The sequence below is a fragment of the Actinosynnema sp. NPDC023587 genome (assembly GCF_040640215.1).
Lineage (GTDB): Bacteria > Actinomycetota > Actinomycetes > Mycobacteriales > Pseudonocardiaceae > Actinosynnema.
Genome location: NZ_JBFABG010000009.1, coordinates 204,731 through 230,213 on the forward strand (window position 1 = coordinate 204,731; position 25,483 = coordinate 230,213).

Sequence of the window (25,483 nt, forward strand, 5' to 3'; positions counted from 1 at the left end):
GCTGCCCGTGCGCGGCGGCGCTGCCTAACGTCGGAGCATGGACTCCTCAGTTGTGGCCATCCGGGCGCGGTTCGCCGAGCGCCTCGCCGAGCAGCTCCGCCCGCTGCTCACCGATGAGCTGGTGACCGCCTGGCTGCGCGATCCCCAGGCGGTCCACCAGGAGCCGCTCAGCCGCCTGGCGCGGTTCCTCGACACCCGCCCGCCGGCCGACCGGGTGTGCGTGCACGACACGGCCGGCGGGCAGTGGCGGCTGGTCCGCCCGCCCGCCCGGCGCGGCGAGACCTACCGGCTCGCCGACCGACGGGTGTTCACCGGACCGGAGCAGGCGCGCGAGGCGTGCCTGCGGCGCGAGCTGTTCGACGTGTTCGGCTGGGGCGACCCCCCGGTGGACGCGGTGGACGGCCCGGAGCTGCGGCAGGACGCGCCGGTCCTGCTCGGCTACGCGGACCGGGTCAGCGCCGCCCCCGGCGAGGCGATCACGTTCATGGTCAGCGCCGAGGACGTCGCCGAGTACACCACCGAGCTGCTGCGGCTGCGGCACACCGTGGACGACCCGGCCGGCCCCGGCGTCCGCGTCGAGCGGATTCCCGACGCCTGGCTCGGCCGCCACCGGGGCCACACCCAGCGCACCCGGGTCGGCTCGCACATCGCGGTCCGCGACCCGCACGGCGCGACCACCGGCGAGGGCGGGTTCACCGTCGCCGCCTACGTCCACCCGACGCACGTGACCGGCGGCCCGCAGGCCGTGCTGGCGCGCTGGAACGACGGGTCGCGCGGCTACGCGCTCGGCCTGGACGAGGTGGGCCGCCCGACGCTCTGGCTGGGCGACGGCACCCAGGAGACCGCCGTCCGCGCCGAGACCCCGCTGGCCGCGCACCTGTGGCACGGCCTGGCGGCGAGCTACGACCCGGCGACCGGGCGCGCCACCCTGGTCACCCGACCGCTGGTGACCAGCGTCAACAGCCGGGTGAGCCCGATCGTGGTGGACGACCGCCCGCAGGTGGTCGAACAACGCGTCACCGCCGCGTTCACCCCGGCCGACCACGGCGACCTGCTGTTCGGGGCCCGCACCCCGGACTCCGGCCACTACAACGGCAAGATCGAGCGCCCCGGCTTCTGGCCGCACCCGCTGACCCGCGCCGCGCTGCTGGCCGCCGTGTCCGAGGACCACGACGCGTCGCTGCGCTGGGCGTTCGAGCCGGGGGAGACCGCGGCGGGCCTGGTGGTCCCGTGCGTCGGGCGGCCGGGCCTGGACGGGCGGCTGGTCAACCTGCCGGTGCGCGGCGTGACCGGCCGGCACTTCTCCGGGCGCGTCGAGCACTACGCGGTCGACCCGCGCGGGTACGCCGCGATCCACTTCCACGACGACGCGCTGGCCGACGCCGACTGGACGCCCAGCCACGAGTTCACCGTGCCCGCCGACCTGCACAGCGGCGTGTACGCGCTGCGGGTCGCGGCGGTCGACGGCTCGTGCGAGCAGTCCATCCCGTTCGTGGTCCGCCCGCCCGCCGGGGTGGCCACCGGCCGGCTCGCGCTGATGCTGCCCACCGCCACCTACCTGGCGTACTCGAACGAGCGCGGGCTCGGGTACGTGCCGGTGGTGCCGCCGGGGACGGTGTTCCTGGAGCACCGCTACGACCTGGGCCACTCCGCCTACGCGCGGCACACCGACGGCAGCGGCGTCTGCTACACCTCGTGGCGGCGGCCGATCCTCACCCTCGCGCCGGGGTTCCGGATCCACCTCTCGCCGTTCATGCTGGCCTCGGACCTCTACATCCTCGACTGGCTGACCGCGCTGGGCTACTCGTTCGACGTGATCACCGACCACGACCTGCACGCCGAGGGCGTCGACCTGCTGCGCCGCTACCGGGGCGTGCTCACCGGGTCGCACCCGGAGTACGCCTCCGAGCCGATGATCGACGCGATCGAGCAGTACGTGGACGGCGGCGGCAACCTCGCCTACCTGGGCGGCAACGGCTACTACTGGGTGGTCTCCTTCCACCCGGAGCTGCCGCACGTGATGGAGCTGCGCCGGGGCGAGAACGGCACCCGGAGCTGGCAGGCCCGGCCCGGCGAGTACCACCACGCCACCACCGGCGAGCGCGGCGGGCTGTGGGCCGGGCGCAACCGCGCGCCGCAGAAGGTGTTCGGGGTCGGCTTCAGCGCCCAGGGCGGCGGGCCGTCCGGCTGGTACCGGGTCGGCCCGGACGCCCACCGCGACCCGGCGACACCGCTGCTGGACGACGTGCCGCAGGTGTTCGGCGACGCGTCGCTGGACAACGGGGGAGCGGCCGGCAACGAGATCGACCGCTACGACCCCGCGCTGGGCAGCCCGCCGGACGCGGTCGTGCTGGCCACCTCCGAAGGGCTCGGCGACGGCTACCAGTTCGCCGTGGAGGAGCTCAGCGGCACGCACCCCGGCATGGGTGCCACGGAAAACCCCGACGTGCGCTCGGACATCGTGTACTTCACGACGCGCGGAGGCGGCTCGGTGTTCGCCACCGGCTCGATCTCCTTCAGCAGTGGGCTGTCCGCGAACGGCTACGACAACGGGCTGTCCACCCTCACCCGCAACGTCCTCGACCACTGGCTGGCGGACAATGACTGAATCACTGACCGTGGACCGCGCCGTCGCCGTTCCCCTGCGCGACGGGACGGTGCTGCGCGCCGACGTGTACCGACCGGTGGGGCAGCGCTGTCCCACGTTGATCTTCCGCACCCCCTACGACCGCACAGGTCTGGGCATGTACGGCACCTTCGCCCTGCGCGCGGCGTCCGCGGGGTACGCCGTCGTCATGCAGGACACCCGGGGCCGGGGTGCGTCGGGCGGCACGTTCACGCCGTTCGTCCACGAGCGCGACGACGGGTACGACTCGGTGGACTGGGCGGTGGCCCAACCGTGGTGCGACGGCAACGTCGGGATGTTCGGCGGCTCCTACGACGGGGTGACCCAGTGGCAGGCCGCCATGTCCGGGCACCCGGCGTTGAAGGCCATCGCGCCGAACGTCACCGCGTCGAGCTACCACCACGGCTGGGTGTACCGGGGCGGCGCGTTCCAGCTCGGCTTCAGCCTGGGCTGGACGCTGTCGCTGGCCGCGCACAACGCCGGTCGCGACCCGTCCGCGCCCGCCTCGGTGCGCGAGGCGCTGACCGACGCCTCCGACGGGTTCCCGGACACCGCGCGGGTGCTGCCGCTGGCCGACCACCCGTACCTGGACGACGTCGCCCCGTACTACCGGGAGTGGTTGCGCCACCCCGAGTACGACGAGTACTGGGAGCGGCTGGACGTCTCCCGGGCGTACCCGGAGATGACCGTCGCCGCGTTCAACATGGGCGGCTGGTACGACACGTTCCTGGGCGGCACGCTCGCGAACTACGCCGGGATGGCGGCGCGGAGCCCGGTGGGGGACCGGCAGCGCCTGCTGGTCGGGCCGTGGCCGCACGAGGGGCTCTTCCGGGGCAACCCGGTCGGCTCGATGAACTTCGGCGGTCGGTCCACGGCCGGCGCGCTCGACGTGGAGGGGTTGCAGCTCCGGTGGTTCGACCGGTGGCTGCGCGGCGCGGGCGGGGACGACCCGTCGGTGCTGCTGTACGCCATGGGCGCGAACCGGTGGCGGGTCGCGGACTCGTGGCCGCTGCCGGGCACCGAGTACCAGGACTGGTACCTGCACAGCGACGGCCGGGCCAACACGCTGCACGGTGACGGGCGGCTGTCCCGCGAGACGCCGGGCGACCAGCCGCCGGACAGCTACGTCTACAACCCGCGCAACCCGGTGCCCACCCTGGGCGGGGCGCTGTGTTGCAGCCCCGTGCACACCCAGGGCGGGGTCTACGACCAGCGGCCGGTCGAGGCGCGTGAGGACGTCCTCGTCTACACCAGCGAGCCGCTGACCGAGCCGCTGGACGTGACCGGCCCGATCGGCGTCGTGCTGCACGCCGCGACCACGGCGCTGGACACCGACTGGACCGCGAAGCTGGTCGACGTCGGTCCGTGCGGGTACGCGCAGAACATCAGCGACGGCATCCTGCGCGCCCGGTACCGGGACGGGGTGCCGAAGCCGGTCACCCCGGGCGAGGTGGTGGAGTACCGCATCGACCTGGGCGCGACCAGCACGGTCTTCCGGCCGGGCCACCGCATCCGGGTCGAGGTGTCCAGCAGCAACTTCCCGCACTTCGACCGCAACCCGAACACCGGAGAGCCGGCCGGCACCTCGTCGGAGATGATCAGCGCGTTGCAGACCGTGCACCACGGCGGTCCCGCCCTGTCCCGCGTCGTGCTGCCGGTGGTACCACCGGACGCGACGCGGCCCTACCGAACGGAATCCTGATGGCACGGGAAACGGGTGCGCGCGAGTTGGGCGGCACCGGCTTGACGATCAGCGCGGTCGGCTTCGGGAGCTGGGTGACCGGCGGCCCCGGCGTGATGGGCTGGGGCGCGCAGTCCGACGACGAGTCGGTCGCCGCGATCCACCGGGCCCTCGACGGCGGCGTGAACTGGATCGACACCGCGCCGGTGTACGGCTTCGGGCACGCGGAGGAGGTGGTGGGCCGCGCGCTGGCCGCGCTGCCGCCGGCCGACCGCCCGCTGGTGTTCACCAAGTGCGGCCTGGTGTGGGACGACGACGGCGTCGAGGGCCAGGACCTCACCCCCGGGTCGATCCGCCGCGAGTGCGACGACTCGCTGCGCCGGCTGGGCGTCGACCACCTGGACCTGTACCAGATCCACGCCCCGGACCCGAACGGCCCGCCGATCGAGGAGTCCTGGGGGACCGTGCTGGAACTGCTGGCGGCGGGCAAGGTCCGCCACGCCGGGGTGTCCAACCTGGACGTCGGGTTGCTCGACCGGTGCGAGGCGGTCGGCCACGTCGAGACGCTCCAGCCGCCGCTGTCGCTGATCCGCCGGGACGCGGCGGCGGACGTGATCCCGTGGTGCGCGCGCAACGGCACCGGCGTGCTGGTCTACAGCCCGATGGGCGCGGGCCTGCTGACCGGCGCGTTCACCGCCGAACGCGCCGCGAGCCTGCCCGCCGACGACTGGCGCTCGCGCAACCCGGACTACCAGTCGCCCGCGCTGGAGCGCAACCTGGCGTTGCAGGACGCGCTGCGCCCGATCGCCGCGCGGCACGGCGTCCCGGTGGGCGCGGTCGCGATCGCCTGGACGACGTCCGTGCCGGGCGTGTCGACGGCGATCGCCGGGGCGCGCACCCCCGCCCAGGTCGACGGGTGGCTGCCGGCCACCACGCTCCACCTGTGGCCGGACGACCTGGCCGAGATCTCCTCGGCGGTGCGGGCCACCGGCGCGGGCAGCGGCCCGGTCGTGCCCTGACGCGAGTGCGGGCCGGGCGGTGTTCCCGCCCGGCCCGCACCCGTGCCCGTGTTCTCCGCGTCCACGGACGTCGACGTGGTCCGGACACCGGACCGGCGGCGCGTCAGCGCCGCGACGGGAGTGCGGGCCCGGCGGAGGAACCGCCGGGCCCGCACTCGCGGGGAACCGCTCAGGAGTGCGCCGGCACGTTCTCGTCCGACGCGTACTCCGGGTTCAGCGACAGCGCGATGAACGAGAACGAGCGATCGACCCGGTTGAAGCCGAGCGGGCAGTGCCGGACCCCGGCCGGGATGAACACCGCACCGGTCGTGGTGACCGTGTGCCGCTCACCCTCGATGTCGAGGTACAGCTCCGCGCCGAGGTCGTGGATGTTGTCCGGGTCGTTGCCCATCCACATCAGCACCTCGTCGTAGGTGTGCTCGTGGTCGTTCACCCAGTGGACCTGCTCGGTCGTCGGGTTGATCCAGCTGTAGGCCATGTGGACCTTGCTCAGGTCGACGTCGATGCCGCGCATCAGCCCGAACGGGTTGCCGATGTTGGCCGGGCGCTCGCCACCGGCCGCGGCCCCCTCGTTGACCAGGTCGTCGGCGCACTCCAGCATGTTCTCGACAAACAGGTGATCGTACTTGCCCATGCCTCTTCGCTCCCTACAGGTCAAGCAACCGTTTCGCAGTACGAATACTCGTCCGGCGCGGTCGACGGAAAAAGACACTCACGGCAGAGGTCCTGTCACTGACCTCCCGGAGTCCACTGAGGACGAATGATCGCGAACGGCGTGGTGCGGCCTGTCGGTGCTGGTCGCGGCCCGGTCGGCACCGTCCACTCCGGACGCCGGCCCGATCGGCCACCTCGGGCGTGCGAGACCGGACCACCCCGAAGTTTTTCCACCCTTTCGTGAATCGGGCACAGCGCCCGAATCCGGTGCGGCACCTGGTCCCTCCGCTCCGTGGACGGTGTCACGTCGGGCGTGTTCACCCATTCCGGTTACGGGACGAGGGGTGGTCGGCGGGCGTCGGAGGCCGGTCGGCGCGACACTGTCCGGCAGCGTCCGGAGATCCGTCACGAGGGGATGGTCGCGATGTCGGTGCTGCCCAGGCGAGCGGGCTGCGTCCCGAACGGCTCAGCGCCCGGCGCGGGAGGTGCGCGGTGACCGGGGCCTGGGACACGTCCGTCCCGTCGTCGGCGTCGGGCGGCGCGGGCCGGCTGTGGGCCGGCGGTGTCGCCACCGCCGTCGTCGCCGCGCTGCTGGCCGTCGTCGGCATCCTGGTCTCGCGCGGCCTGCTGGGCGTCGCCGTGCTCGCCCCGGAGGGCGAGGGGGTGTGGGGCAACGCCAACACCGCGACCTACGCGCTGGGGGCCGCCCTGGCGGCGCTGCTGGCCACCGGCCTGCTCAACCTGCTGATCGTCAGCACCCCCCGGGCGCGCCGGTTCTTCACCTGGATCGGGTTGCTGCTGACCGCGATCGCGGTGATCCTGCCGCTGGGCATCGGCGGTTTCGGCGGCCCCGGCCTGGCGACGGCGCTGATCAACCTCGTGCTCGGCGTCTCGATCGTGCTCATGCTCAACGGCGTGGCCCGCAGCGGAGCCCGCACGCACCCGGACTGGGGCCGGGGGGCCACCGAGCCCTACGAGTACTGACCGGGCCGGGCCGGCGTCACAGGTCGCGTCGGCCGAGAGGGGTCACCAGGCCCGACTCGTAGGCCGCGACGACGGCCTGGGCGCGGCTGGTGAGGCGGAGCTTGGACATCAGGCGCTTGACGTGCGTCTTGACCGTGGCCTCGCTGAGGACCAGCCGGCCGGCGATGTCCTGGTTCGACAGGCCGAACGCGACCAGCCGCAGCACCTCCGTCTCGCGGGCGGTCAGCTCCGCCAGCCGCGACGGCGTGGTCGAGGTCGCCCGGTGCCGCTCGGTGTAGGTCTCGACCAGGCGTCGGGTGATGGCGGGGGCGAGCAGGACGTCCCCCGCCGCGATGGCCCGCACCGCCGAGATGATCCGGTCCGGCGGGGTCTCCTTGAGCAGGAACCCCGACGCGCCTTCGCCGAACGCCGTGCAGACGTACTCGGGCAGGTCGAACGTGGTGAGCACGACCACCCGGGGCAGCGGGTCGGCGGGGCCCGCCAGGATGCGCCGGGTGGCGGCGATGCCGTCCACCACCGGCATCCGGACGTCCATCAGGATCACGTCGGGCCGGGTCTCGGCGGCCAGCGCGACGGCCTCCTCGCCGTTCGCCGCCTGCCCGACGACGGTGAAGCCGGGCGCGGCGGTGAACAGGGCCACCAGGCCGGCCCGGATCAGCGGCTGGTCGTCGGCGACGAGCACGCGCGTGGTCACCGGTCACGCCCGGTGGGCAGCCGCAGGACCACGCTGAAGCCCCCGTCCACGGGGCCGGCGACGACCGTCCCGCCGTACAGCTCGGCCCGTTCCCGCATGTTCTGGAGGCCGTGCGGCGTGTGGCCGGGCTGCGGTGCCGGCGACCGGCCGGTGTTCACGATCTCCACCGCCAGGGTGTGGGGGGTGTAGTCGAGCGCCATCCGGGCGGTGGCCGGTCCGGCGTGCTTGAGGACGTTGGTCAGCGCCTCCTGCGCCACGCGGTACGCGCACAGGTCGGGTCCCGGCGGCAGGGTGCGCGCTTCGCCGGTCACCACCACGTCGACCGGCACGCCCGCCCGCCGGGTGCGCTCCACCAGGCCGGCCAGGTCGGCGAGACCGGGTTGCGGGGCGAGCTCGCCGTGGCCGTCGATGCGCAGCACGTCGAGCAGCCGCCGCAGCTCGGTCAACGCCTCCCGGCTGGTGTCGCCGACCGTCGCGATCGCCGCGCGCGCCGTGTCCAGGTCGCTGTCCAGCACGTACTGCGCTACACCGGCTTGGAGCGACACCACGGACATGTGGTGGGCCACCACGTCGTGCAGCTCCCGCGCGATCCGCATCCGCTCGTCGGCGGCGGCCTGCGCGGCGCGTTCGGCCAGTCGCTCGACCCGGTCGCCCCACCGCCGCGTGCTCTCGCCGAGCGCCCACACGCCGAGCAGGAGCGCCGAGGAGTACACCACGTCCGCCGCCGTCAGCGACGGGGTCGAGTGCGCGTAGAGCAGCACCGTCACGAGGTTCGCCAGCGCGAACATCACCGCCGCCACCCACCGGGGCCGCAGCATCGCCACCGTGAACATCGCCACCAGCACGCCCACCCCGACGTTGGGGTACAGGTCGCGGCCGAACAGCAGGTACCCGGCCATCGCCGCGAGGATCACGCACATCGTGACGACCGGCGCGCGCTGCCGCAGCGCGATGGGCGCGACCATGAGCGCGCTGACGACGACGGTCAGCGCGTCGGGGTCGCCGTAGGACAGGAGGGTGGTCGTGATGAGCGACGTGAACACGACGGCCAGCAACACGTCCACCAGGATCGACTGGGAGCGCACCGGCCCACGCTAGCGACAACCCGGGCGTCCGGTCGCCCTTCCTCGGGATGCTCCCGACTACCCCCGTGGGGGTACGCGGAGGCCCGCGACCGTCCTGTGAGGACGGTGCCGGTCCCTTGCCGAGCGGACCGCTGGAGCGGATCTGGGGCGAATCTGGAATCCGGCTGCCCCGAACGGCCTACCGGAGCCGGGTTTTCGGCGGTGCCCCGCTCCGGATCTGGGACGTTGGACCGCATGGACGTGCGTTTCGGTGTGCTGGGGGACGTCGGAGCTACGGTCGACGGGGTGCGCGTCGACCTCGGTCACGCGCGGCAACTGTGCGTGCTGGCCGCGCTGCTCGTGGACGTCGGTCGGGTGGTGCGGCTGGAAGTCCTGGTCGAGCGGGTGTGGGGCGAGCACGCGCCGCACAGCGCGCGCACGACCCTCTACGGCTACCTGTACCGGCTGCGCAAGGCGCTCCCGGCCGACACCGGCGTCACGATCACCCGCCGGCACGGCGGCTACGTGCTGGACGCCGACCCGGAGAGCGTCGACTCGCACCGGTTCACCGAGCTCGTGCGCCGGGCGACGGACGCGGACGGGCCGGCCGCGCTGGACCTGCTCGACCGGGCGCTGGGGCTGTGGCGGGGCGACGCGTTCGCGGGTCTGGACTCGCCGTGGCTGGACACCGTGCGCACCGGCCTGCACCGCCGGCGGCTCGCCGCCGACCTGGACCGGATCGACCTCCTGGTCGACCTGGGCCGGTCCGCCGAGGTGCTGCCGGCGTTGTCCGCGCTGGCCGACGCGCACCCGTTCGACGAGCGGATCGCCGGACAGCTCATGCTCGCGCTGCACCGGACCGGGCGGCGCGCGGAGGCGTTGGAGCACTACCTCGCGACGCGCGCCCGGCTGGCCGACGAGACCGGCGCGGACCCCGGACCGGAACTGCGCCGGCTGCACCGCGACCTGCTCGCCGAGGACCGCGCGGACCGCCTCGGCGGGCTGTCGATCGCGCTGCTCGGCCCGGTCGAGGTGGTGGACTCCGGCGTGCCGGTGCCCGTGCCCGACCCCCGGCTGCGCTGCCTGCTCGCGGTGCTCGCGCTGCACGCGGGCCGCCGCGTCCCGCACGCGGAGCTCGCCGACGTGCTGGGGGAGGAGCCGGCCGGCGGCGCGGCGCGGCTGCGGGACCTGGTCGCCGAGGTCGTCGTGGAGGGCGGCTGCCGGCTGGCCGTCGACCCGGACGCGGTGGACGTGCACCGGTTCCGGGCGCTCGTCGCGCGGGCCCGGGAGACGCCCGACCCGGCGGCCCGCCGCCGGGTGCTGGGCGCGGCGCTGGAGCTGTGGCGCGGCGAACCGCTGCGGGGCACGACCGGGGGCCCGGGGTTGTCGCGGATCGTCGCGGAGCTGGTCGAGGAGCGGCTGGCCGCGCTGGAGGACCGCCTCGAAGCCGATCTGGAGCTCGGGTTGCACCGCGAGGTCGTCGACGAGCTGGCCGCGCTGGTCGCCGGGCACCCCGACCGGGAGCGGCCCGCCCGGCTGCACGTGCTGGCGCTGCACCGGGCCGGGCGGCGGGCCGACGCCGCGACGGCGGTGCGGCGGACCGGCGGCGAGGCGCTGGAGCGGCTGCACACCAGGCTGCTCGACGGCGGTGCCGGCGGTGCGGTGGCGGTGCCCCGGCAACTGCCCGCCGCCGGCGCGCTGGTCGGCCGGTCCGACCTGGTGCGGCGGCTCGACGCGCCGGTGGTCGCGCTGGTCGGCCCGCCCGGGGTCGGGAAGACCGCGCTGGCGCTGTGGTGGGGGCACCGCGTCGCGGACCGGTTCCCCGACGGCCACCTGCACGCCGACCTGCGCGGGCACGCCGCCGGGGAGCCGGAGCCGCCGGTGGTCGTGCTGGGCCGCTTCCTGCGCGCGCTCGGCGTGGACGCGCAGCGGGTGCCGGAGGACGAGGCGGAACGCGCCGCGCTCTTCCGGACCGTGCTGGCCGAGCGCCGGGTGCTGCTCGTGCTCGACGACGCCGCCTCGTGGGACCAGGTGCGCCCGCTGCTGCCCGGCTCGCCGGCCTGCGCGGTGATCGTGACCAGCCGGAACGAACCGGCGGCGCTCGCCGTGCACGGCGGCGCGCGGGTCGTCGCGGTCGGCCCGGTGGGGGAGGCGGACGGGGTGCTGCTGGTGCGCCGGGTGCTCGGCGACGACCGCGCGGACGCCGAGCCGGAGGCCGTCGTGCGGCTGGCGCGGCTGTGCGGCGGGCTGCCCCTGGCGTTGCGGATCGCCGCGCACCGCGCCGTGCGCCGGCCCGGCGTCCCGCTGGCGGCGGTGGTCGAGCAGTTGGCCGACGTGACCCGGCGGTTGGACCTGCTGTCCCCGCCGGGCGACGCGTCGGCGGCGGTGCGCGCGGCGTTCCAGTGGTCCTACCGGGCGCTGCCGGCGAGCGCGGCGGAGCTGTTCCGGGCGCTGAGCTCGTTGCCCACCGCCGATTTCGGTCCCGAGGTCGTCGCCGCGTCCGTCGGCCGGCCGGTGGACGCCGACCTGGCGGTCCTGGTCGGTGCGCACCTCGCGGAGGAGGTCGACGTCGACCGGTACCGCGTGCACGACCTGCTGCGGATCTACGCGGCGGAACTGGCGGGCGACCGGACCGCGACCGCCGGACGGGTGCTCGGCTGGTACGCCGACCGCGCGGCGGCGGCCGTCGACGCGGTGGAGACCGACCTGGCCGCGCTCGGGCGGGTCGGCCCGTTCGCCGACCGGGAGGCGGCGGCGCGGTGGCTGGAGCGGGAGTGGGCGGCGCTCGTGACGGCGGTGCGGTTCGCCGCCGGGCTCGGCCTGCACACCCACGCCGCGCGGCTGCCCCGGCTGCTGTGGCGGCACATGTCCACCCGGGGGCTGGTCGACGACTGGATCACCACCCACCGGGTCGGCCTGGCCTCGGCGCGGGCCACCGGCGACCGGGCGGCGGCGGCGGAACTGCTCAACAGCCTGGGCACCGCGCACCACACCAGCCGCGACTACGAGGCCGCGCTCGACGTCTACGGCGAGGCGCTGGCGGTGCGCCGGGACCTGGCCGACGTGGTGGGCGTGGTCCGGACCTCGACCAACATCGCCATCACCCACTACCTCGCCGGTCGGTACCGGGAAGCCCTGGCGCAGGGCGAGCGCGTGCTCGAAATCCGGGAGCGGGTCGACGACCCGTTCGGCGAGATCACCGCCTGCACCGCCGTCGCCGGCTTCGCCCTGCGCACCGGCGACACGAGCCGGGCCCTGGCGCACTGCCGGCGCGTCCAGGTCGTGGCCGACAAGCTGGGCAGCCGCTACGGCCAGGCGGCGAACGCGCTCAACCTGGGTCACGTCCACCGCGCGACCGGCGCGACCGACCTCGCCGAGGGCCACTACCGCGACGCGCTCGACCGGTTCCGCCGACTCGGCGGCGCGCGCCAGGAGGCGGAAGCGCTGTGCGGCCTGGGTTCGGTGCTGGCCGAGCGGGGCGGGCACGCCGAGGCCCGCGCGCTCCTCGACGACGCGGCGGCGATCGGCGACGTCCTCGACGACGGTGAGCTGCGCGCCGAGGTGCACCGCGAACTGGGGCTGCTGGCCCTGCGCACCGGCCACCCGGAACGCGCCCTGGACGCCTTCCGCCGCGCCCTGCACGCGGACGACCCGTACCGGCGGGCGTGCGCCCACCACGGGCTGGCGCGCGCCCACTGCGCGCTGGGGGACCACGACAGCGCGGTCCGTGCGCGCCTGACGGCGTGTGCGGCCTTCGCGGAGCTGTCCGTGCCCGAGGACACCGGCACGACGTGCCCCGAGTGCACGACCCGGACCGCCGGCGCGGTCACCCCGACCCGTCCCGCCGAGGAGCGCCCCCGCCGGGCGTAGTGCCCGCCTGTCGTGACGAGGTCGTGGTGCGCGCCCTGTTCCACGACGCGGCCCTGGTCCAGCACCACGACCAGGTCCGCCGACCCGGCCTGGGTCAGCCGGTGGGCCACCACGATCGCCGTCCGGTCCCGCAGCACCCGCCGGGCCGGTTGCTGCGCCTGCACCACGGTCAGGCCGTGCCCGCCGTCGCCGTCGACCGCGTCCAGCCCGTCGGGCAGCGCCCGCACCCACTCCGCAGCGCCCACGGTGTCCAGCACCGCCCACAGCTCCGGCTCGCCGGCGTCCGGCCGGGCCAGGCGCAGGTCCTCGGCCAGCGTGCCCGCGAACACGTGGACCTCCTGCGTCACCAGGGCGACGGTCGTGCGCAGGGCGTCCGCGTCGACGTCCGCCAAGGCCACGCCGCGCCGATCGTCGCGCCCCGGCACGCACCAGCAGGAAGCCCACGACCAGCACCGCACCGAGCCCGATCAGCTCGGCGAGGTTGAGCCGGCGGCCGGTACGGCCACCGCCTGGTCGTCGAACACGACAGCGGTCTGGTCGTCGGGTCGATCGGCCTGTTCCGGCCGCTGCGGGACGACGCGGTGGAGATCGGCCACGGCGTCGTGCCGTCCCGGCGCGGGTTCGCGTCCGGGGTGATGCGCTGCCTGACCGGTTTCGCGTTGACCGCTCCGGGTGCCGGAGAGGTCCGGGTTCCGGCGCGTGAGCACCGGTGCGGAGCCCGGCACGGCCCGGTACGAGACCGGGGCGCGGCTCCACGCGGCTCGGCGGTGGCACGCCACCGCCGAGCCGCGCACGTGCTTCAGCCGTTGCGGCGGGAGGACCCGCCCGAGGTCAGTTCGTCACTTCCCAGTAGTCGTTGGCCGACGGCAGCGCGAACGACAGGCCGGTGCAGCCGAGACTGGCGCTGGACACGCTGCCCGGCGGGGTGACCGAGGAGTTGGAGGTGGTCAGCAGGCTCCACGTGCCGCCGACGTTGATCGAGATCCCGACGGCGGCGAACAGGGTGCCGGCGGTCTCGGTGCAGTAGTAGCCCTCCCCGGTGGCCGAGTTGTACTCGGTGTAGACCTCGAACATGCTCCACCCGCCGCCCGGGTTGGTGAGCTTGCCCGCGTCGGCGCTGGTGAAGAGCGCGTCCCAGTAGCCGGTGGAGTAGTTGAACAGGTACGCCGTCCACGAGTTCGTGACCGGGTCGGTCTGGATGTCCTTCACCGTGTAGGCGGGCGGCCCGAGGTGGGTGTCCGAGTAGGTGCTCATGAACGCGGCGTCGATCCAGGCCACCGCGGCGAAGCCCGGCGAGGCGGCGCACCAGTCCCAGGCACCGACGCCGTTGCCGCCCTGCCAGTAGAACGTGGTGACCTCGATGCAGGTCTTGCCGCTGGGGTCGAGCGTCGGCGCGTACACCACGTCCGGGTTGCCCGACGGGATCGAGATCCCCGGGTTGAGCGTGTGCGTCGCCATCGCGCCGTCCGAGTTGACGTTCGGGAACGCGCCCCAGGCGGCGTGCAGGGCCCCGCTCCACGGCGGGAGGGAGGTGGCACCGACCGGCCCGCCCGCCCGCCGCTCGTGGCGGGCTTCGCCGAGCTTCCGGAACTTCTCGTTCAGCGGCCCGGTGGCCTCCCGCGCCGCGTCACCGCGCAGCGCGGGCACCAGCCTGCCGCTGGTCGGCGAGTCCGGTCGGGCGACCTTGGCGGATTTGTCCACTGTGGACGACGGGCCCGGCGCGTCCGCCGAAGCGGGCGTGACGGCGGTCAGCAGCGCGCCGACGGCGAGCAGCGCGAGCGCCGCCCGGCGGACCGGCGTGCGGCGTAACCAGGATGGTGACGAAGACGAAGACGGCATTGCGACAGTTGTCCTCTCGATAGACGAACTGGCCCACCGCAGACGAAGAAGGACGCAATCGACACATTTTCGGTGTCCCCCCAAGGACATCGCGGTACTCGAAGCGTGCTCCACGTCGGCGCGCGGGGCCAGGGTGCAACTGGCCCCCTCCACCGGTGATGACCATGACATTGTGACGAAAGTCGGAATGTGGTATAAACCACAGTGTTCGTGCGGCCCGCTGGCGCTCCGCGTTCGTGCGGTCCGCGGTCCGTCGAGGAGCGCTAGCCTCGGCGCATGGGAAGGTATGCCGTACCCGTTGTCCTCCTGCTGACCGCACTCCTCGGCGTCGCGACACCGACCGCCGGTGCCCGGCCCTCGGCATCCGGACCGGTGAAGCACTGCGCGTTCACCCCGACCCCGGACAACCCGCCCGCCAAGCCGGTCCGCCCGCCCCGCGCCACCGCGCCGACCACGGGCTCCGGGACCACCGTCCTGCACACGAACTACGGCACGGTGGTGATCCGCCTCGACCGGTCGGTCGCCTCCTGCGCCGCGCACAACTTCGAGCACCTCGTGCGCAGCCTCTTCTACCACGGCACACAGTGCTTCCGCCTCACCGATTCGCCCCGCCTGGGCGTGTTGCAGTGCGGTGACATCCACCGCGCCGAGGAGGGCGGCCCCGGCTACCGGTTCGACGACGAGGTGACCGGGGCCGAGACGTACCCGCGCGGCACCGTCGCGATGGGCAACCAGGGACCCGGCACCAACGGCAGCGAGTTCTTCGTGGTGCACTCGCACGCCGCCATCTCCCCGGTGTACAGCGTGTTCGGCCGCGTGGTGCACGGGATGGACACCCTCGACCGGATCGTCGCGGCCGGCATCGCCGGCGGCGCGCAGGACGGCCCGCCCCGGCACCCCGTCCGAATCCACTGGGCACTCGCGCTGCCCTTCTGACCCGGACCCGCCGACCGGCGCGGCACCGTCCACTCAGGACGGACGGACGGTGGCTCGGCGGCGGGGGAGCGGGACGCGCCCCCGCCGGGTCTACTCCGATCGTAGGATCGTCCACATGGAAATCGACACGTGGTGGGGGATCATCGACCGGGCGCGGACCGCCGTCGGCGACCGGGCGGACGACCGCGACGGTGCGGACGACCCGTTGCCGCGCGCGCTGGTCGACGTCCTCGTGGGCCTGACGCCCGAGGAGATCGCGGCGTTCGCCGTGACGCACGTCGAGGTGAAGGACTCCGCGTACCGGTACCCGCTGTGGAACGCCGCCTACCTGATCGAGGGGGGCTGCGGTGACGACGGCTTCACGGACTTCCGCGACGGCCTCGTCCTGCTCGGCCGCGACACGTTCACCCGCGCGGTGGCGGACCCCGACACGCTCGCGGACCTGCCCGTGGTCGTCCGCATGGGCACCGGGAACAAGGGCTGGATCGGCTACGAGGCGGTGGGCTACCTGGTCAAGGACGCCTACCGGGCGGTCCGGGGCGAGGTCGACTCGTTCGACGCGGTGGTGGACGGGGCGCTGAGCACCACGACCCGCTCGCGGACGCCGGCGGGGGAGCGGTGGGACCCGGAGGACGAGGACGAGGCGCGCCGGCGGCTCCCGCGACTCGCCGCGCTGTTCCTCGAAGGGTGAGGGGCTGCCCGTGACCCACCTGATCCGAGGGGGCCGGCCGCCGGCCCGTAATGCCCGGGGGACATCTCCGCACCGTACCCGGCGCTGGTCCGCCGGCGTCGACCTGCGCGCGCGACGCGTCCGTGGTACCGCGCGTGACGTGCGCGAAACGGCCGCAGATGTCAGGGTTGGCGCATGATCGCTGTGTCTCGCCTGCGGAAGGTGTCCTGGACCCGAGTGGTTCCGGTGTTGGGCGCGGTGGTGCTCGCGCTGGCCTGGGGGCGGGATCTCGGGACGGTGCTGGTGACCATCGTCGCGGTGGTGCTCGCGGGCACCGTGCTGGCGGCGGTGCACCACGCCGAGGTCGTCGCGCACCGCGTCGGCGAACCGTTCGGGTCCCTGGTGCTCGCGGTCGCCGTCACCGTGATCGAGGTCGCGCTGATCGTGACGATGATGATCTCCGGCGGGCCGGACACCGCCTCGCTCGCGCGCGACACGGTCTTCGCCGCGGTCATGATCACCACCAACGGCATAGTGGGGCTCTCACTGCTGATCGGCGCGTACCGCTACGGCGTCACGCTGTTCAACTCGGAGGGCAGCGGCGCGGCCCTGGCCACGGTGACGACGCTCGCCACGCTGTGCCTGGTGCTGCCGACCTTCACCGCGAGCACGGCCGGTCCGGAGTTCTCCTCGACCCAGCTCGCGTTCGCGGCGGTGGCCTCGCTCGCGCTGTACGGGATGTTCGTGCTCACCCAGACCGTGCGGCACCGGGACTTCTTCCTCCCGGTCACCGCCGAGGGCGAACCCGACGCCGAGCAGCACGCGTCCCCGCCGTCGCTCAAGGAGACCTGGATCAGCGTGGGGCTGCTGATGGTGGCGCTGGTGGTCGTGGTGGGACTGGCGAAGGTGGAGTCGCCGGCGATCGAGGCCGCGGTGAAGGCGGCCGGGTTCCCGCCGTCGTTCGTGGGCGTGGTCATCGCGCTGCTGGTGCTGCTGCCCGAAACCCTGGCCGCCGGCCGGGCCGCCCGCCACGACCGGGTCCAGATCAGCCTCAACCTGGGCTACGGCTCGGCGATGGCCAGCATCGGGTTGACGATCCCGGCCATCGCGCTCGCGTCCATCTGGCTGGACGGGCCGCTGCTGCTCGGTCTCGGGCCGACGCAGATGGTGCTGCTCGGCCTCACCGTCGTGGTCAGCGTCCTCACCGTGGTACCCGGTCGGGCGACCCGGATGCAGGGCAGTGTCCACCTGGTGCTGTTCGCGGCGTTCCTGTTCCTCGCCATACATCCCTGACATCACGCGGACGGGTGATGCCGCGCTCGTCTTCGGCCGCACCCGGCCCGAAGACGTCGAGCCGGTCCGGACGCGCCGACGGGCCGGCCTCCACGGAGGCCGGCCCGTCGTCCCCCTCGGGTCAGCAGGTGCTCGCGCCGTCGAACCGGCGCGGGGCCTTGGCCACCTGGCTGGTCCTCGTCCCGCCCGCACCGACCGTGCCGCACGAGCCATCCGCGCCGTAGGCCCAGATGATCTTCAGGTTGAGCGACCGGCCGCAGTCGTTGCGGGCGTGGCCGGTCTGCGTGATGGTGCCCTGGGTGACCCAGACCTTCACGCACGACGGCGCGTTGCCGAGCACCTCGACGCCGCCGGCGGGCTCGCCCGCCGCCATCGCCGAACCGCCGAGCAGACCCGTCGCGATCGTGCCGACCGCGGCGATGGTCGCCGCCCTGCGCCCGATGTCGTTGAACCGCATCTCGTAGTCCTCCCCTGAACTGTGGATCGTTCCCCCCGGCCCTCGAAGAACCGGTGAGTGCAGGTTAGGACGGGCACCGGGCGTCCGTGACGGTCGTTCACCCCACAATTCCGGGCTGCGCCGCGCGCGGTCCCGGCCGCGCGCTCCGCTCAGGCCGGTGATCGGGTCGCCCGGGAGGACCGCGTCCACCACCGGACCCCGACGACCGCGGACAGCCCGCCCGCCACGAGCACCGCCGCGACCGCGAACGTCCAGTGGGTCGCGCGTGCCACGTCCGTCGCGGACGCCGTGGTCACGTCGCCGGCGGCCGAGGCGAAGACCGCGCCCATGACCGACGCGCCGGTGACGAGCCCCAGGTTCCGGGACAGGTTCAGCACCCCCGACACCAGGCCGCGCCGGCTCGCGGCGGCGGTCTTCATGACCGAGGTGTTGTTGGCCGCCTGGAACACCGCGTAACCGGCGGTGACCACGACGAGCGGCAGCAGGTAGCCGGGGAAGCCCGCGGAGACGGGCGTGAGGGCCAGCGCCGCCGCCCCGGCGAGCACGCCGCCGAGCCCGACGACGACCATCGCCGAGGTGCCGAAGCGGTCCGTGGCGCGACCCGCCGGCACCCCGGTCAGCGCGGCCACCACCGGCCCGGCGGACATCACCAGACCGACCAGCACGGGGTCCAGCCCCAGCGCCCGGGACAGGTGGAACGGCCCCACGACGAGCGTGGTCATCATGACCGTGGACACCAGCGCGTTCGTCGTGAGGCTCGCGGTGAACGCGGCGTCGCGCAGCAGCGACAGGTCCAGCAGCGGTGCCGGCGCGCGCCGTTCGACCAGGACGAACAGCACGAGCCCGCCGGCGGCGACGCCCAGCGCCCAGGTGCCGCCGTCGACCGTCATCGCCAGCGCGTACGCCCCGAGGGTCAGCGCCAGCAGCGCCGTGCCCGCCGCGTCGAACCGCCGGAGCGCGGTGCCCGGCGCGGTGTGCGGCAGCGCCCGGACCACGAGCACCAGCGCGAGCACGCCGAGCGGCACGCCGACCAGGAAGACCGAGCGCCAGCCGAAGCCCGCGACCAGGACGCCGCCGAGCGCGGGACCCAGCGCGGTGCCGATCGCGGACATCGTCCCGAGCAGGCCCATGACCCGCCCGGTGCGCTCGGCCGGCACGGTGTCGCCGACCAGGGCCATGGTCAGCGCCATCATGGCCGCCGCGCCGACGCCCTGGAGCGCCCGCGCGGCGACGAGCAGCGGGAGGTTCGGGGCCAGGGCGCACAGCAGCGTGGCGAGCGTGAACACGGCGGTGCCGCCGATCAGCAGGCGACGCCGTCCGGTGAGGTCGCCGAGCCGGCCCGCGCCCACGATCGCCGTGGTGACGGACAGCAGGTAGGCGATCACCACCCACTGCACCTCGGCGAAGGAGTTGCCGAGGTCGGCGGCGATGGCGGGCAGGCCGACGTTGGCGATGCTGATGCCCAGCGCGGGCAGCAGCGCGCACAGCGCCAGGGCGGCCGGTGCCCAGGAGCGGGTCGGCGGGGCGGCGGTCGTTCTCACGGGGACTCCCGGGGTCGGAGGGGTGCGGGACCGACGTTAGGGAGCACCGTGACCTGGCGGAAGGCGCAAAGATGTCAATCGACGTGTGCACCGGACGCCAGGTGTGGGAGCCTGGGCGGATGGCCCGGCCCGATCTGAACCTGCTGGTCACGCTGGACGTCCTGCTGGCGGAGGGCAGCGTCACGCGGGCCGGTGAACGCCTCGCGCTCAGCCCGTCGGCGATGAGCCGTGCGCTGGCCCGGTTGCGCCGGGCCACCGGCGACCCGCTGCTGGTGCGGGCCGGCCGGGGCCTGGTGCCGACCCCGCGCGCCCTGGAGCTGCGCGACCGGGTGCGCGGCCTGGTCCGGGAGGCCGAGGAGGTGCTCAGGCCGGCCCCCCGGCTGGACCTGCCGACGCTCGACCGGACGTTCTCGCTGCGCACCAGCGACGGGTTCGTGGAGCGGTTCGGGCCCGCCCTGGTGGCCGAGGTCGGTGCCGCCGCACCCGGCGTGCGGCTGCGGTTCCTGCAAAAAGCACCGAAGGACGCCGGGGTGTTGCGGGGCGCGGACGTCGACTTGGAAACCGGGGTCGTGGACCAGCCCCTGGGATCGGACGTGGTCGGCACGCCCCTGTTCACCGACCGGTTCATCGGCGTGGTGCGCGGTGAGCACCCGCTCGGCTCCGGCGAGGTGACGACGGCCCGCTACGCGGCGGCCCGGCACGTGCACGTGTCGCGGCGCGGGCTCACCGAGGGGCTGGTGGACGAGGCGCTGCGGCCGGCCGGGCGGCGGGACGTGGTGACCGTGGTGGACGGCTTCGGCGCGGCGCTGGCGCTGGCCCGCGCGTCGGACCTGGTCGCCACCGTGCCGGACCGGCACACCGCGAACCTGCGCGCGGGGATGCACCGGTTCGAGCTGCCCTTCCCCGCGCCCGAGGTGACGGTGTCGCTGCTGTGGCACGTCCGGTTCGACGCCGACCCGGCGCACCGGTGGCTGCGCGACCTCGTGCGCGCGGTGACCCGGTGACCACCGGCGCGCCCGGGTGACCGCCGACGTCCTCGCCGGCCGCCCGGCCGGGGGTCCCGGTTTCCGGGACGGCGCACGTCCGGGGCGCGCGGGCGTGCCAGGATCGTCGGGACGACCCGGACCCGAGGAGGCCGCCGTGACGGACGAACGCCGGGACCGGGACCTGCGGGTGGTGGAGGAGTTCCGGGTCAACGGGGGAGTGGTGGGCGGTCGCCACACCGGGCGCACCCTGCTCCTGCTGCACCACACCGGCGCGCGGTCGGGGATCGACCGGGTCACCCCGCTGACCTTCCTCGCGGTCGGCGGTCGTCGGGTGGTCGCGGCGGGCAACGGCGGGCTGCCGGCCAACCCCGCCTGGTACTACAACCTGCTGGCCGACCCGGCGGTGTCGGTGGAGGTCGGCACCGAGACCCACCGGGTGCGGGCCCGCGTCGCCGAGGGCGCGGAGCGCGACGAGCTGGTGGAGCACTTCCGCGCCGCGCCGTCCCGGTTCGCCGCGTTCGAGCGGGCACTGGCACGGGTGATCCCGATCGTGGTCTTCGACCCGCGCTGACCACGGAGCCCAACCGCCCAGTGTGACGCATCGTGGTCGGGTGTGTTCACACTGTGAGAAGTCGACTACTCCGCGTTGACCGGGCGGTGTGCTCCTGTTGGAGTGGCACTGTGCCGCGAATGACCGTGTTGACCAGGCGCAGGCACGTGGACCTCCTCCGCGTGACCACCCAGCGCTGTTGTCCCCGACAGGCCGCGATCCCCACCCCGTCCTGTCCTGTTCGGACAGTCCGCGCTCGTTCCGATCCCCCTGGAGTTCCGCCGTGCCCGAAGAACGGGAGCGGGAGCCGCTGAAGTTCGCCTACTGGGTGCCCAACGTCAGCGGTGGCCTCGTCGTCAGCGACATCGAGCAACGGACCGACTGGTCCTACGACTACAACCGCGAGCTCGCCGTGCTCGCCGAGCGCAACGGCTTCGAGTACGCGCTCAGCCAGGTGCGCTACCTGGCCGGCTACGGTGCCTCCCACCAGCACGAGTCCACCAGCTTCAGCCTGGCCCTGCTGCTGGCCACGCAGCGGTTGAAGGTGATCGCCGCGGTGCACCCGGGCCTGTGGCACCCGGCCGTGCTGGCGAAGTTCATCGCCACCGCCGACCACATCTCCGGCGGGCGCGCGGCGGTGAACGTGGTCAGCGGGTGGTTCAAGGGCGAGTTCACCGCCCTGGGTGAACCCTGGCTGGAGCACGACGAGCGGTACCGGCGCTCCGAGGAGTTCATCCGCGTGCTGCGGGCCAGTTGGACCGACGAGTCCGCCGAGTTCGCCGGGGACTTCTACCGGCTGCGCGGCTACGACCTCAAGCCCAAACCCCTGGCCGTGCCCGGCCGGGCGCACCCGGAGATCTTCCAGGGCGGCAACTCCACCGCCGCGCGCGCCATGGCGGGCCGCGTGTCGGACTGGTACTTCAGCAACGGCAAGGACTTCGACGGCGTCACCGAGCAGGTCGCGGAGGTCGCGGCGTCCGCGCACGGCCGCCGGGTCCGCTTCGGGCTCAACGGTTTCCTCATCGCGCGCGACACCGAGGCGGAAGCCCGCGAGACGCTGCGCGAGATCGTCGCCAAGGCCGACGTCCGGGCGGTGCGCGGGTTCCGCGACGCCGTGCGGCAGGCGGGCGGTGCCACCGCCGACGGCAAGGGCATGTGGGCCGACTCGACCTTCGACGACCTGGTCCAGTACAACGACGGCTTCCGCTCCCGCCTGATCGGCACGCCCGAGCAGGTCGCGCACCGGATCGTGGAGTACCGCCGCCGGGGCGTGGACCTGCTGCTGCTGGGTTTCCTGCACTACCACGAGGAAGTCGCCTACTTCGGCCGGCACGTGCTGCCGATCGTCCGCGACCTCGAAGCCTCCTCCGACGCATCCGCCGCCACCCCCGAGCCGATCGGAGTCCGACCGTGACGACCTCCGCCCAGCACACCTGGAGCACCACCCCCGCCACCGCCGACGAGTGGCTCTCCCGCGCCCGCGAGGTGGCCGCGCTGCTCGCCGCCGACGCGGTGGCGCGCGACCGCGCCGGGGCCACCCCGCACGCCGAAGTGGCGCTGCTCAAGGATTCCGGGCTGGTCACCCTGCTCGGCCCGGTGGAGCACGGCGGCGGCGGGCAGGACTGGACGACGGCCTACCGGGTGATCCGCGAGGTCGCCGCCGGGGACGGCTCGATCGGCCAGCTCCTCGGGTACCACTACCTCTGGTTCTGGGCGGCCCGGCTGGTCGCCACCCCGGAGCAGGTGGTCGCGGCGGAGGAGCAGGCCACCCGTGACCGGTGGTTCTTCGGCGGCGCGGTGAACCCGCGCGACAACGACCTGGTGATCACCGAGGACGGCGACGACCTGGTGTACACCGGCCGCAAGTCGTTCTCCACCGGGAGCAAGGTCTCCGACGTGACCGTGCTGGAAGGCGTGCTGGAGGGCACGGACAAGCACATCTTCGCGATCGTCCCGTCGCGGCAGGACGCCCTCGTGTTCGAGGACGGCTGGGACAACCTCGGCCAGCGGCTCACCGAGAGCGGCGGCGTGCGGGTGGAGGGCGTGCGGGTGCCGTGGGCCTCGGCCGCCGGGTACGTCGACAAGGAGTTCACGCCCAAGGTCTACAACACGCTCAACGTGCCGCTGATCCAGTTGGTGTTCACGAACCTCTACCTCGGCATCGCCCGGGGCGCGCTCGCCGTGGCCGCCGCCTACACCAGGTCCACCACCCGGGCGTGGCCCCACGGGGTCGACGTCAAGGCGTCGGCGACCGAGGAGTTCCACGTCCTGGAGACCTACGGCGGCCTCCAGGCCAAGCTGTGGGCCGCCGAGGCGCTCGCCGAGCGGGCCGCCGGGCTCGTCGAGGCGATCAACGCCCACCCGGACGAGGTCACCGGGCGCGAACGCGGTGAGGCGGCCGTCGTCATCGCGGCGGCCAAGGAGCGGGCGGTCGAGACCGGGCTGGAGATCGGCTCCCGGATCTTCGAGGTCACCGGGGCGCGGGCGACGGCGAACCAGGTGGGGCTGGACATCTTCTGGCGCAACATCCGCACGCACAGCCTGCACGACCCGATCGCCCACAAGCGGGCCGAGGTCGGCCGGTACGCGCTGCTGGACGAGATCCCGGAGCCCACCTGGTACACGTGACCCCGGCGGCGCGCGGGAGAGCTGCCCGGTCTCGGCCGGGTCGACCTGCTCCGGTGTCCGACAGCGGGTTCCCGGCCACCGCGCGGTGGTGGTCGCGCGCCGGGCCGCCCTCCCCGACGAGGTGGCGGCCCGGCGCGCCCCGCTCACCCGCAGAGCGCCGTCGCGACCACCTCGTGCTCGGCGCTCTGGATCTTCTGGTTCGCGACCGGGTCGACGAACTCGTACACGCCGTGGTTCTCCGACATCACGATGCGCTTCGCGCCGTCGAGCGAGCTGTACATGTAGGTCGTGAAGCCCTGCACGCCGCCGGTGTGGCCGATGCCGAAGCAGCCCGGCGCGAACTCGCGCACCGCCAGCCCGAGGCCGTAGCCGTCGTTGCCGGACGCCGGCCGCGTGGCGCGCATCTCGGCGAGCAGGTGCGCCGGCAGGAGCCGCCCGCCCAGCAGCGCGCCCAGGAAGCGGTCGAGGTCCTCGGTGGTGGAGATGATCTCGCCGGCGGCCCAGGCCCACGACGGGTTCTGCCGGGTCACGTCCACCGTCTTCAGCCGGCCGTCGACCCGGTAGCCGTGGTAGCCGTGGGCGTGCCGGCCGGGGATGCCGGCGTGGGTGCCGGGCAGGCTGGTGTCGCGCAGCCGCAGGAACCGGATGATCCGCCGCTCGACCTGGGTCGCGTACGACGTGCCGGTCAGCTCCTCGATGAGCCGCCCGGCCAGCAGGTAGTTGGTGTTGGAGTACGAGTGCTTCGCGCCGGGCGCGAACAGCGCGGGCCTGGCCAGCGAGAACCGGATCAGGTCGTCGGCCCGGTAGGTGCGGAAGCGGTCGTCCGCCCACTGCCGGCCGAACGCGGGGATGCCGGTCTCGATCGTGCCGTCCGGCCGGGGGTCGCCGGTGTAGTTGAACAGACCGCTGGTGTGCTGCAACAACATCCGGACGGTGATCCGCCGGTCCAGGCCGTACCGGGGCAGGTGGCGGGCCACCGGCTCGTCGAGCCGCACCCTGCCCTCGCCGACCAGTTGCAGGACCACGGTCGCGACGAACGCCTTGGTGGTGCTGCCGGCGCGGAACCGGCCGGTCGCCGACGGCTGGTCGGACCTGCCCAGCTCGCGCACGCCCGCCGTGCCGGCCCAGCCGCCCGCGCGGTCGTGCACGCGCACCTGCGCGCCGGCGACACCGGTCGTGACCAGCGCGCGGACGGCCTGGCGCAGCGGTTCGCGGGCGGGAGCGGCGTGCGCCGCCCCGACCGCGCCGGTGCCGACCAGTCCGGCGAGCAGCGCGGCCGACATTGCCGTCGCGCCCACCCGGCCGAATTTCGAAACCACGGAAGACCCCCTTCTCGGTGCGAGGCCCGGTTCGGCCCCGCCGAGAACGGTAGGGACGGCCTCGGCCCGCGCGACATGCCGCAGGCTCCCGGGCGGGGGTGGGGCGCGCACCACCACGTCGGTCGTCCCACCACCACCGGAGGTCAGGCGTGGAAGCCGAGCGAGGCGACGAACGCGGTGCCCGCCGACCCGTTCGACAGGCGCACGACCACGAAGTCGTCGTACAGGCCGGGCGGGACCTCGGTGTCGACCCGGACGCGGACGCCGACGAAGGCGGGCGACGCCTTGCCCGCCAGGTCGATCGCCAACTCCTTGCGGTTGCCGTCCGCGCCGGTCAGCGACCCGGTGGCGAGCACCGTGGGCACGAAGTGGTCCGGCCGGCCGGGGTCCTCCTCGTAGAGGGTGGCGGTGAGGACGTGGCCGGGGTAGCCGGTGAACGTCTCGACGTTCTCCGTCTCCACGACCAGCGCGGTGGTGTCCGGGCCGGTCGGGTCGAGCTTCGCCAACGTCACCGGGAACTCGACGGTCAGGCCGGAGTACCCGGCGTCGCCGAACACACCGGGCTCGTCGCCCAGGTGGACGCGGCCCTGCCAGACGAGTTCCGGATTCGGGCTGAGCATGGGTTCTCCTCCGGGTCGGTGGTCCGCGCGCAGGGGCGGCCAGTATCCCGCC

The 25,483-nt window shown here is 74.2% G+C and carries 20 protein-coding genes and 1 pseudogene; 12 read left to right on the forward strand and 9 right to left on the reverse strand.

Translation table 11 applies throughout. The features are described from left to right. Positions 1-37: 37 nt before the first annotated feature. The 3 genes from AB0G01_RS23865 to AB0G01_RS23875 are packed head-to-tail and all read left to right on the forward strand — an operon-like array spanning position 38 to position 5,326. A complete protein-coding gene (locus AB0G01_RS23865; RefSeq protein WP_360949024.1) occupies positions 38-2,608 on the forward strand; it encodes a N,N-dimethylformamidase beta subunit family domain-containing protein in 2,571 nt (856 codons plus the stop codon). Beyond that, a complete protein-coding gene (locus AB0G01_RS23870) occupies positions 2,601-4,328 on the forward strand; it encodes a CocE/NonD family hydrolase (RefSeq protein WP_360949026.1) in 1,728 nt (575 codons plus the stop codon). The genes AB0G01_RS23865 and AB0G01_RS23870 overlap by 8 nt, the downstream gene beginning before the upstream one ends. Beyond that, a complete protein-coding gene (locus tag AB0G01_RS23875; protein ID WP_360949029.1) occupies positions 4,328-5,326 on the forward strand; it encodes an aldo/keto reductase in 999 nt (332 codons plus the stop codon). The genes AB0G01_RS23870 and AB0G01_RS23875 overlap by 1 nt, the downstream gene beginning before the upstream one ends. Positions 5,327-5,495: 169 nt before the next feature. Here AB0G01_RS23875 and AB0G01_RS23880 read toward each other — a convergent pair whose 3' ends face one another. Further along, entirely contained in the window at positions 5,496-5,960 is a 465-nt protein-coding gene (locus AB0G01_RS23880; RefSeq protein WP_360949032.1) for a hypothetical protein, read from the reverse strand. 512 nt (positions 5,961-6,472) lie between these two features. On the opposite strand from AB0G01_RS23880, the gene AB0G01_RS23885 reads away from it, so the two are divergent. After that, a complete protein-coding gene (locus AB0G01_RS23885; protein ID WP_360949034.1) occupies positions 6,473-6,964 on the forward strand; it encodes a DUF6069 family protein in 492 nt (163 codons plus the stop codon). Positions 6,965-6,980: 16 nt separating this feature from the next. On the opposite strand, the gene AB0G01_RS23890 is transcribed toward AB0G01_RS23885, so the two are convergent. Continuing rightward, positions 6,981-7,658 (reverse strand): response regulator transcription factor, encoded by a 678-nt coding sequence (locus AB0G01_RS23890; protein ID WP_360949036.1) that lies wholly within the window; start codon positions 7,656-7,658, stop codon positions 6,981-6,983. Further along, positions 7,655-8,743 carry a histidine kinase gene (locus AB0G01_RS23895; RefSeq protein WP_360949038.1) on the reverse strand — a complete coding sequence of 363 codons (1,089 nt, stop codon included), beginning with the start codon at positions 8,741-8,743 and terminating at the stop codon, positions 7,655-7,657. The genes AB0G01_RS23890 and AB0G01_RS23895 overlap by 4 nt, the downstream gene beginning before the upstream one ends. Positions 8,744-8,977: 234 nt before the next feature. On the opposite strand from AB0G01_RS23895, the gene AB0G01_RS23900 reads away from it, so the two are divergent. Then, positions 8,978-12,592, forward strand: coding sequence for a BTAD domain-containing putative transcriptional regulator (locus AB0G01_RS23900; RefSeq protein WP_360949040.1), 3,615 nt, complete (start codon positions 8,978-8,980; stop codon positions 12,590-12,592). Here the strand turns inward: AB0G01_RS23900 and AB0G01_RS23905 are convergent. Then, positions 12,586-12,993 (reverse strand): annotated as a pseudogene (locus AB0G01_RS23905) (ABC transporter ATP-binding protein); the annotation flags it as partial. The gene AB0G01_RS23900 and the pseudogene AB0G01_RS23905 overlap by 7 nt on opposite strands. A 430-nt stretch (positions 12,994-13,423) precedes the next feature. Continuing rightward, complete coding sequence (locus AB0G01_RS23910; RefSeq protein ID WP_360949042.1) at positions 13,424-14,431, reverse strand: hypothetical protein; 1,008 nt, start codon at positions 14,429-14,431, stop codon at positions 13,424-13,426. A 276-nt stretch (positions 14,432-14,707) separates the two neighbouring features. Here AB0G01_RS23910 and AB0G01_RS23915 point away from each other — a divergent pair, with 276 nt between their 5' ends. The 3 genes from AB0G01_RS23915 (at position 14,708) to AB0G01_RS23925 (ending at position 17,330) form a co-directional block, all read left to right on the forward strand. Continuing rightward, a complete protein-coding gene (locus tag AB0G01_RS23915; RefSeq protein WP_360949044.1) occupies positions 14,708-15,367 on the forward strand; it encodes a peptidylprolyl isomerase in 660 nt (219 codons plus the stop codon). A 115-nt stretch (positions 15,368-15,482) separates the two neighbouring features. Next, complete coding sequence (locus tag AB0G01_RS23920) at positions 15,483-16,058, forward strand: DUF4240 domain-containing protein (RefSeq protein ID WP_360949046.1); 576 nt, start codon at positions 15,483-15,485, stop codon at positions 16,056-16,058. 174 nt (positions 16,059-16,232) lie between these two features. Continuing rightward, on the forward strand, positions 16,233-17,330 hold the full coding sequence (locus AB0G01_RS23925) for an ionic transporter y4hA (protein ID WP_360949048.1): 1,098 nt from the start codon (positions 16,233-16,235) through the stop codon (positions 17,328-17,330). A gap of 121 nt (positions 17,331-17,451) precedes the next feature. Here the strand turns inward: AB0G01_RS23925 and AB0G01_RS23930 are convergent, their stop codons facing one another. Further along, positions 17,452-17,787 carry a hypothetical protein gene (locus tag AB0G01_RS23930; RefSeq protein ID WP_360949050.1) on the reverse strand — a complete coding sequence of 112 codons (336 nt, stop codon included), beginning with the start codon at positions 17,785-17,787 and terminating at the stop codon, positions 17,452-17,454. Between the two features lie 149 nt (positions 17,788-17,936). Further along, positions 17,937-19,328 carry an MFS transporter gene (locus tag AB0G01_RS23935; protein ID WP_360949052.1) on the reverse strand — a complete coding sequence of 464 codons (1,392 nt, stop codon included), beginning with the start codon at positions 19,326-19,328 and terminating at the stop codon, positions 17,937-17,939. A gap of 71 nt (positions 19,329-19,399) precedes the next feature. Here AB0G01_RS23935 and AB0G01_RS23940 point away from each other — a divergent pair, with 71 nt between their 5' ends. From AB0G01_RS23940 to AB0G01_RS23955, 4 genes are all read left to right on the forward strand, one after another. Then, entirely contained in the window at positions 19,400-20,332 is a 933-nt protein-coding gene (locus tag AB0G01_RS23940) for a LysR family transcriptional regulator (protein ID WP_360949054.1), read from the forward strand. Positions 20,333-20,468: 136 nt separating this feature from the next. After that, complete coding sequence (locus AB0G01_RS23945) at positions 20,469-20,885, forward strand: nitroreductase/quinone reductase family protein (RefSeq protein ID WP_360949056.1); 417 nt, start codon at positions 20,469-20,471, stop codon at positions 20,883-20,885. Positions 20,886-21,147: 262 nt separating this feature from the next. Continuing rightward, positions 21,148-22,278 (forward strand): dimethylsulfone monooxygenase SfnG, encoded by a 1,131-nt coding sequence (sfnG, locus tag AB0G01_RS23950; protein WP_360949058.1) that lies wholly within the window; start codon positions 21,148-21,150, stop codon positions 22,276-22,278. Next, the gene (locus AB0G01_RS23955; RefSeq protein WP_360949060.1) at positions 22,275-23,492 is read left to right on the forward strand and encodes an acyl-CoA dehydrogenase family protein; all 1,218 of its coding nucleotides are present in this window, start codon (positions 22,275-22,277) and stop codon (positions 23,490-23,492) included. The genes sfnG and AB0G01_RS23955 overlap by 4 nt, the downstream gene beginning before the upstream one ends. Positions 23,493-23,635: 143 nt before the next feature. Here the strand turns inward: AB0G01_RS23955 and AB0G01_RS23960 are convergent, their stop codons facing one another. Together AB0G01_RS23960 and AB0G01_RS23965 are read right to left on the reverse strand one after the other, a co-directional pair. Continuing rightward, positions 23,636-24,790, reverse strand: coding sequence for a serine hydrolase domain-containing protein (locus AB0G01_RS23960; RefSeq protein ID WP_360949062.1), 1,155 nt, complete (start codon positions 24,788-24,790; stop codon positions 23,636-23,638). Between the two features lie 164 nt (positions 24,791-24,954). Then, complete coding sequence (locus tag AB0G01_RS23965) at positions 24,955-25,431, reverse strand: hypothetical protein (protein WP_360949064.1); 477 nt, start codon at positions 25,429-25,431, stop codon at positions 24,955-24,957. Positions 25,432-25,483: the final 52 nt, after the last annotated feature.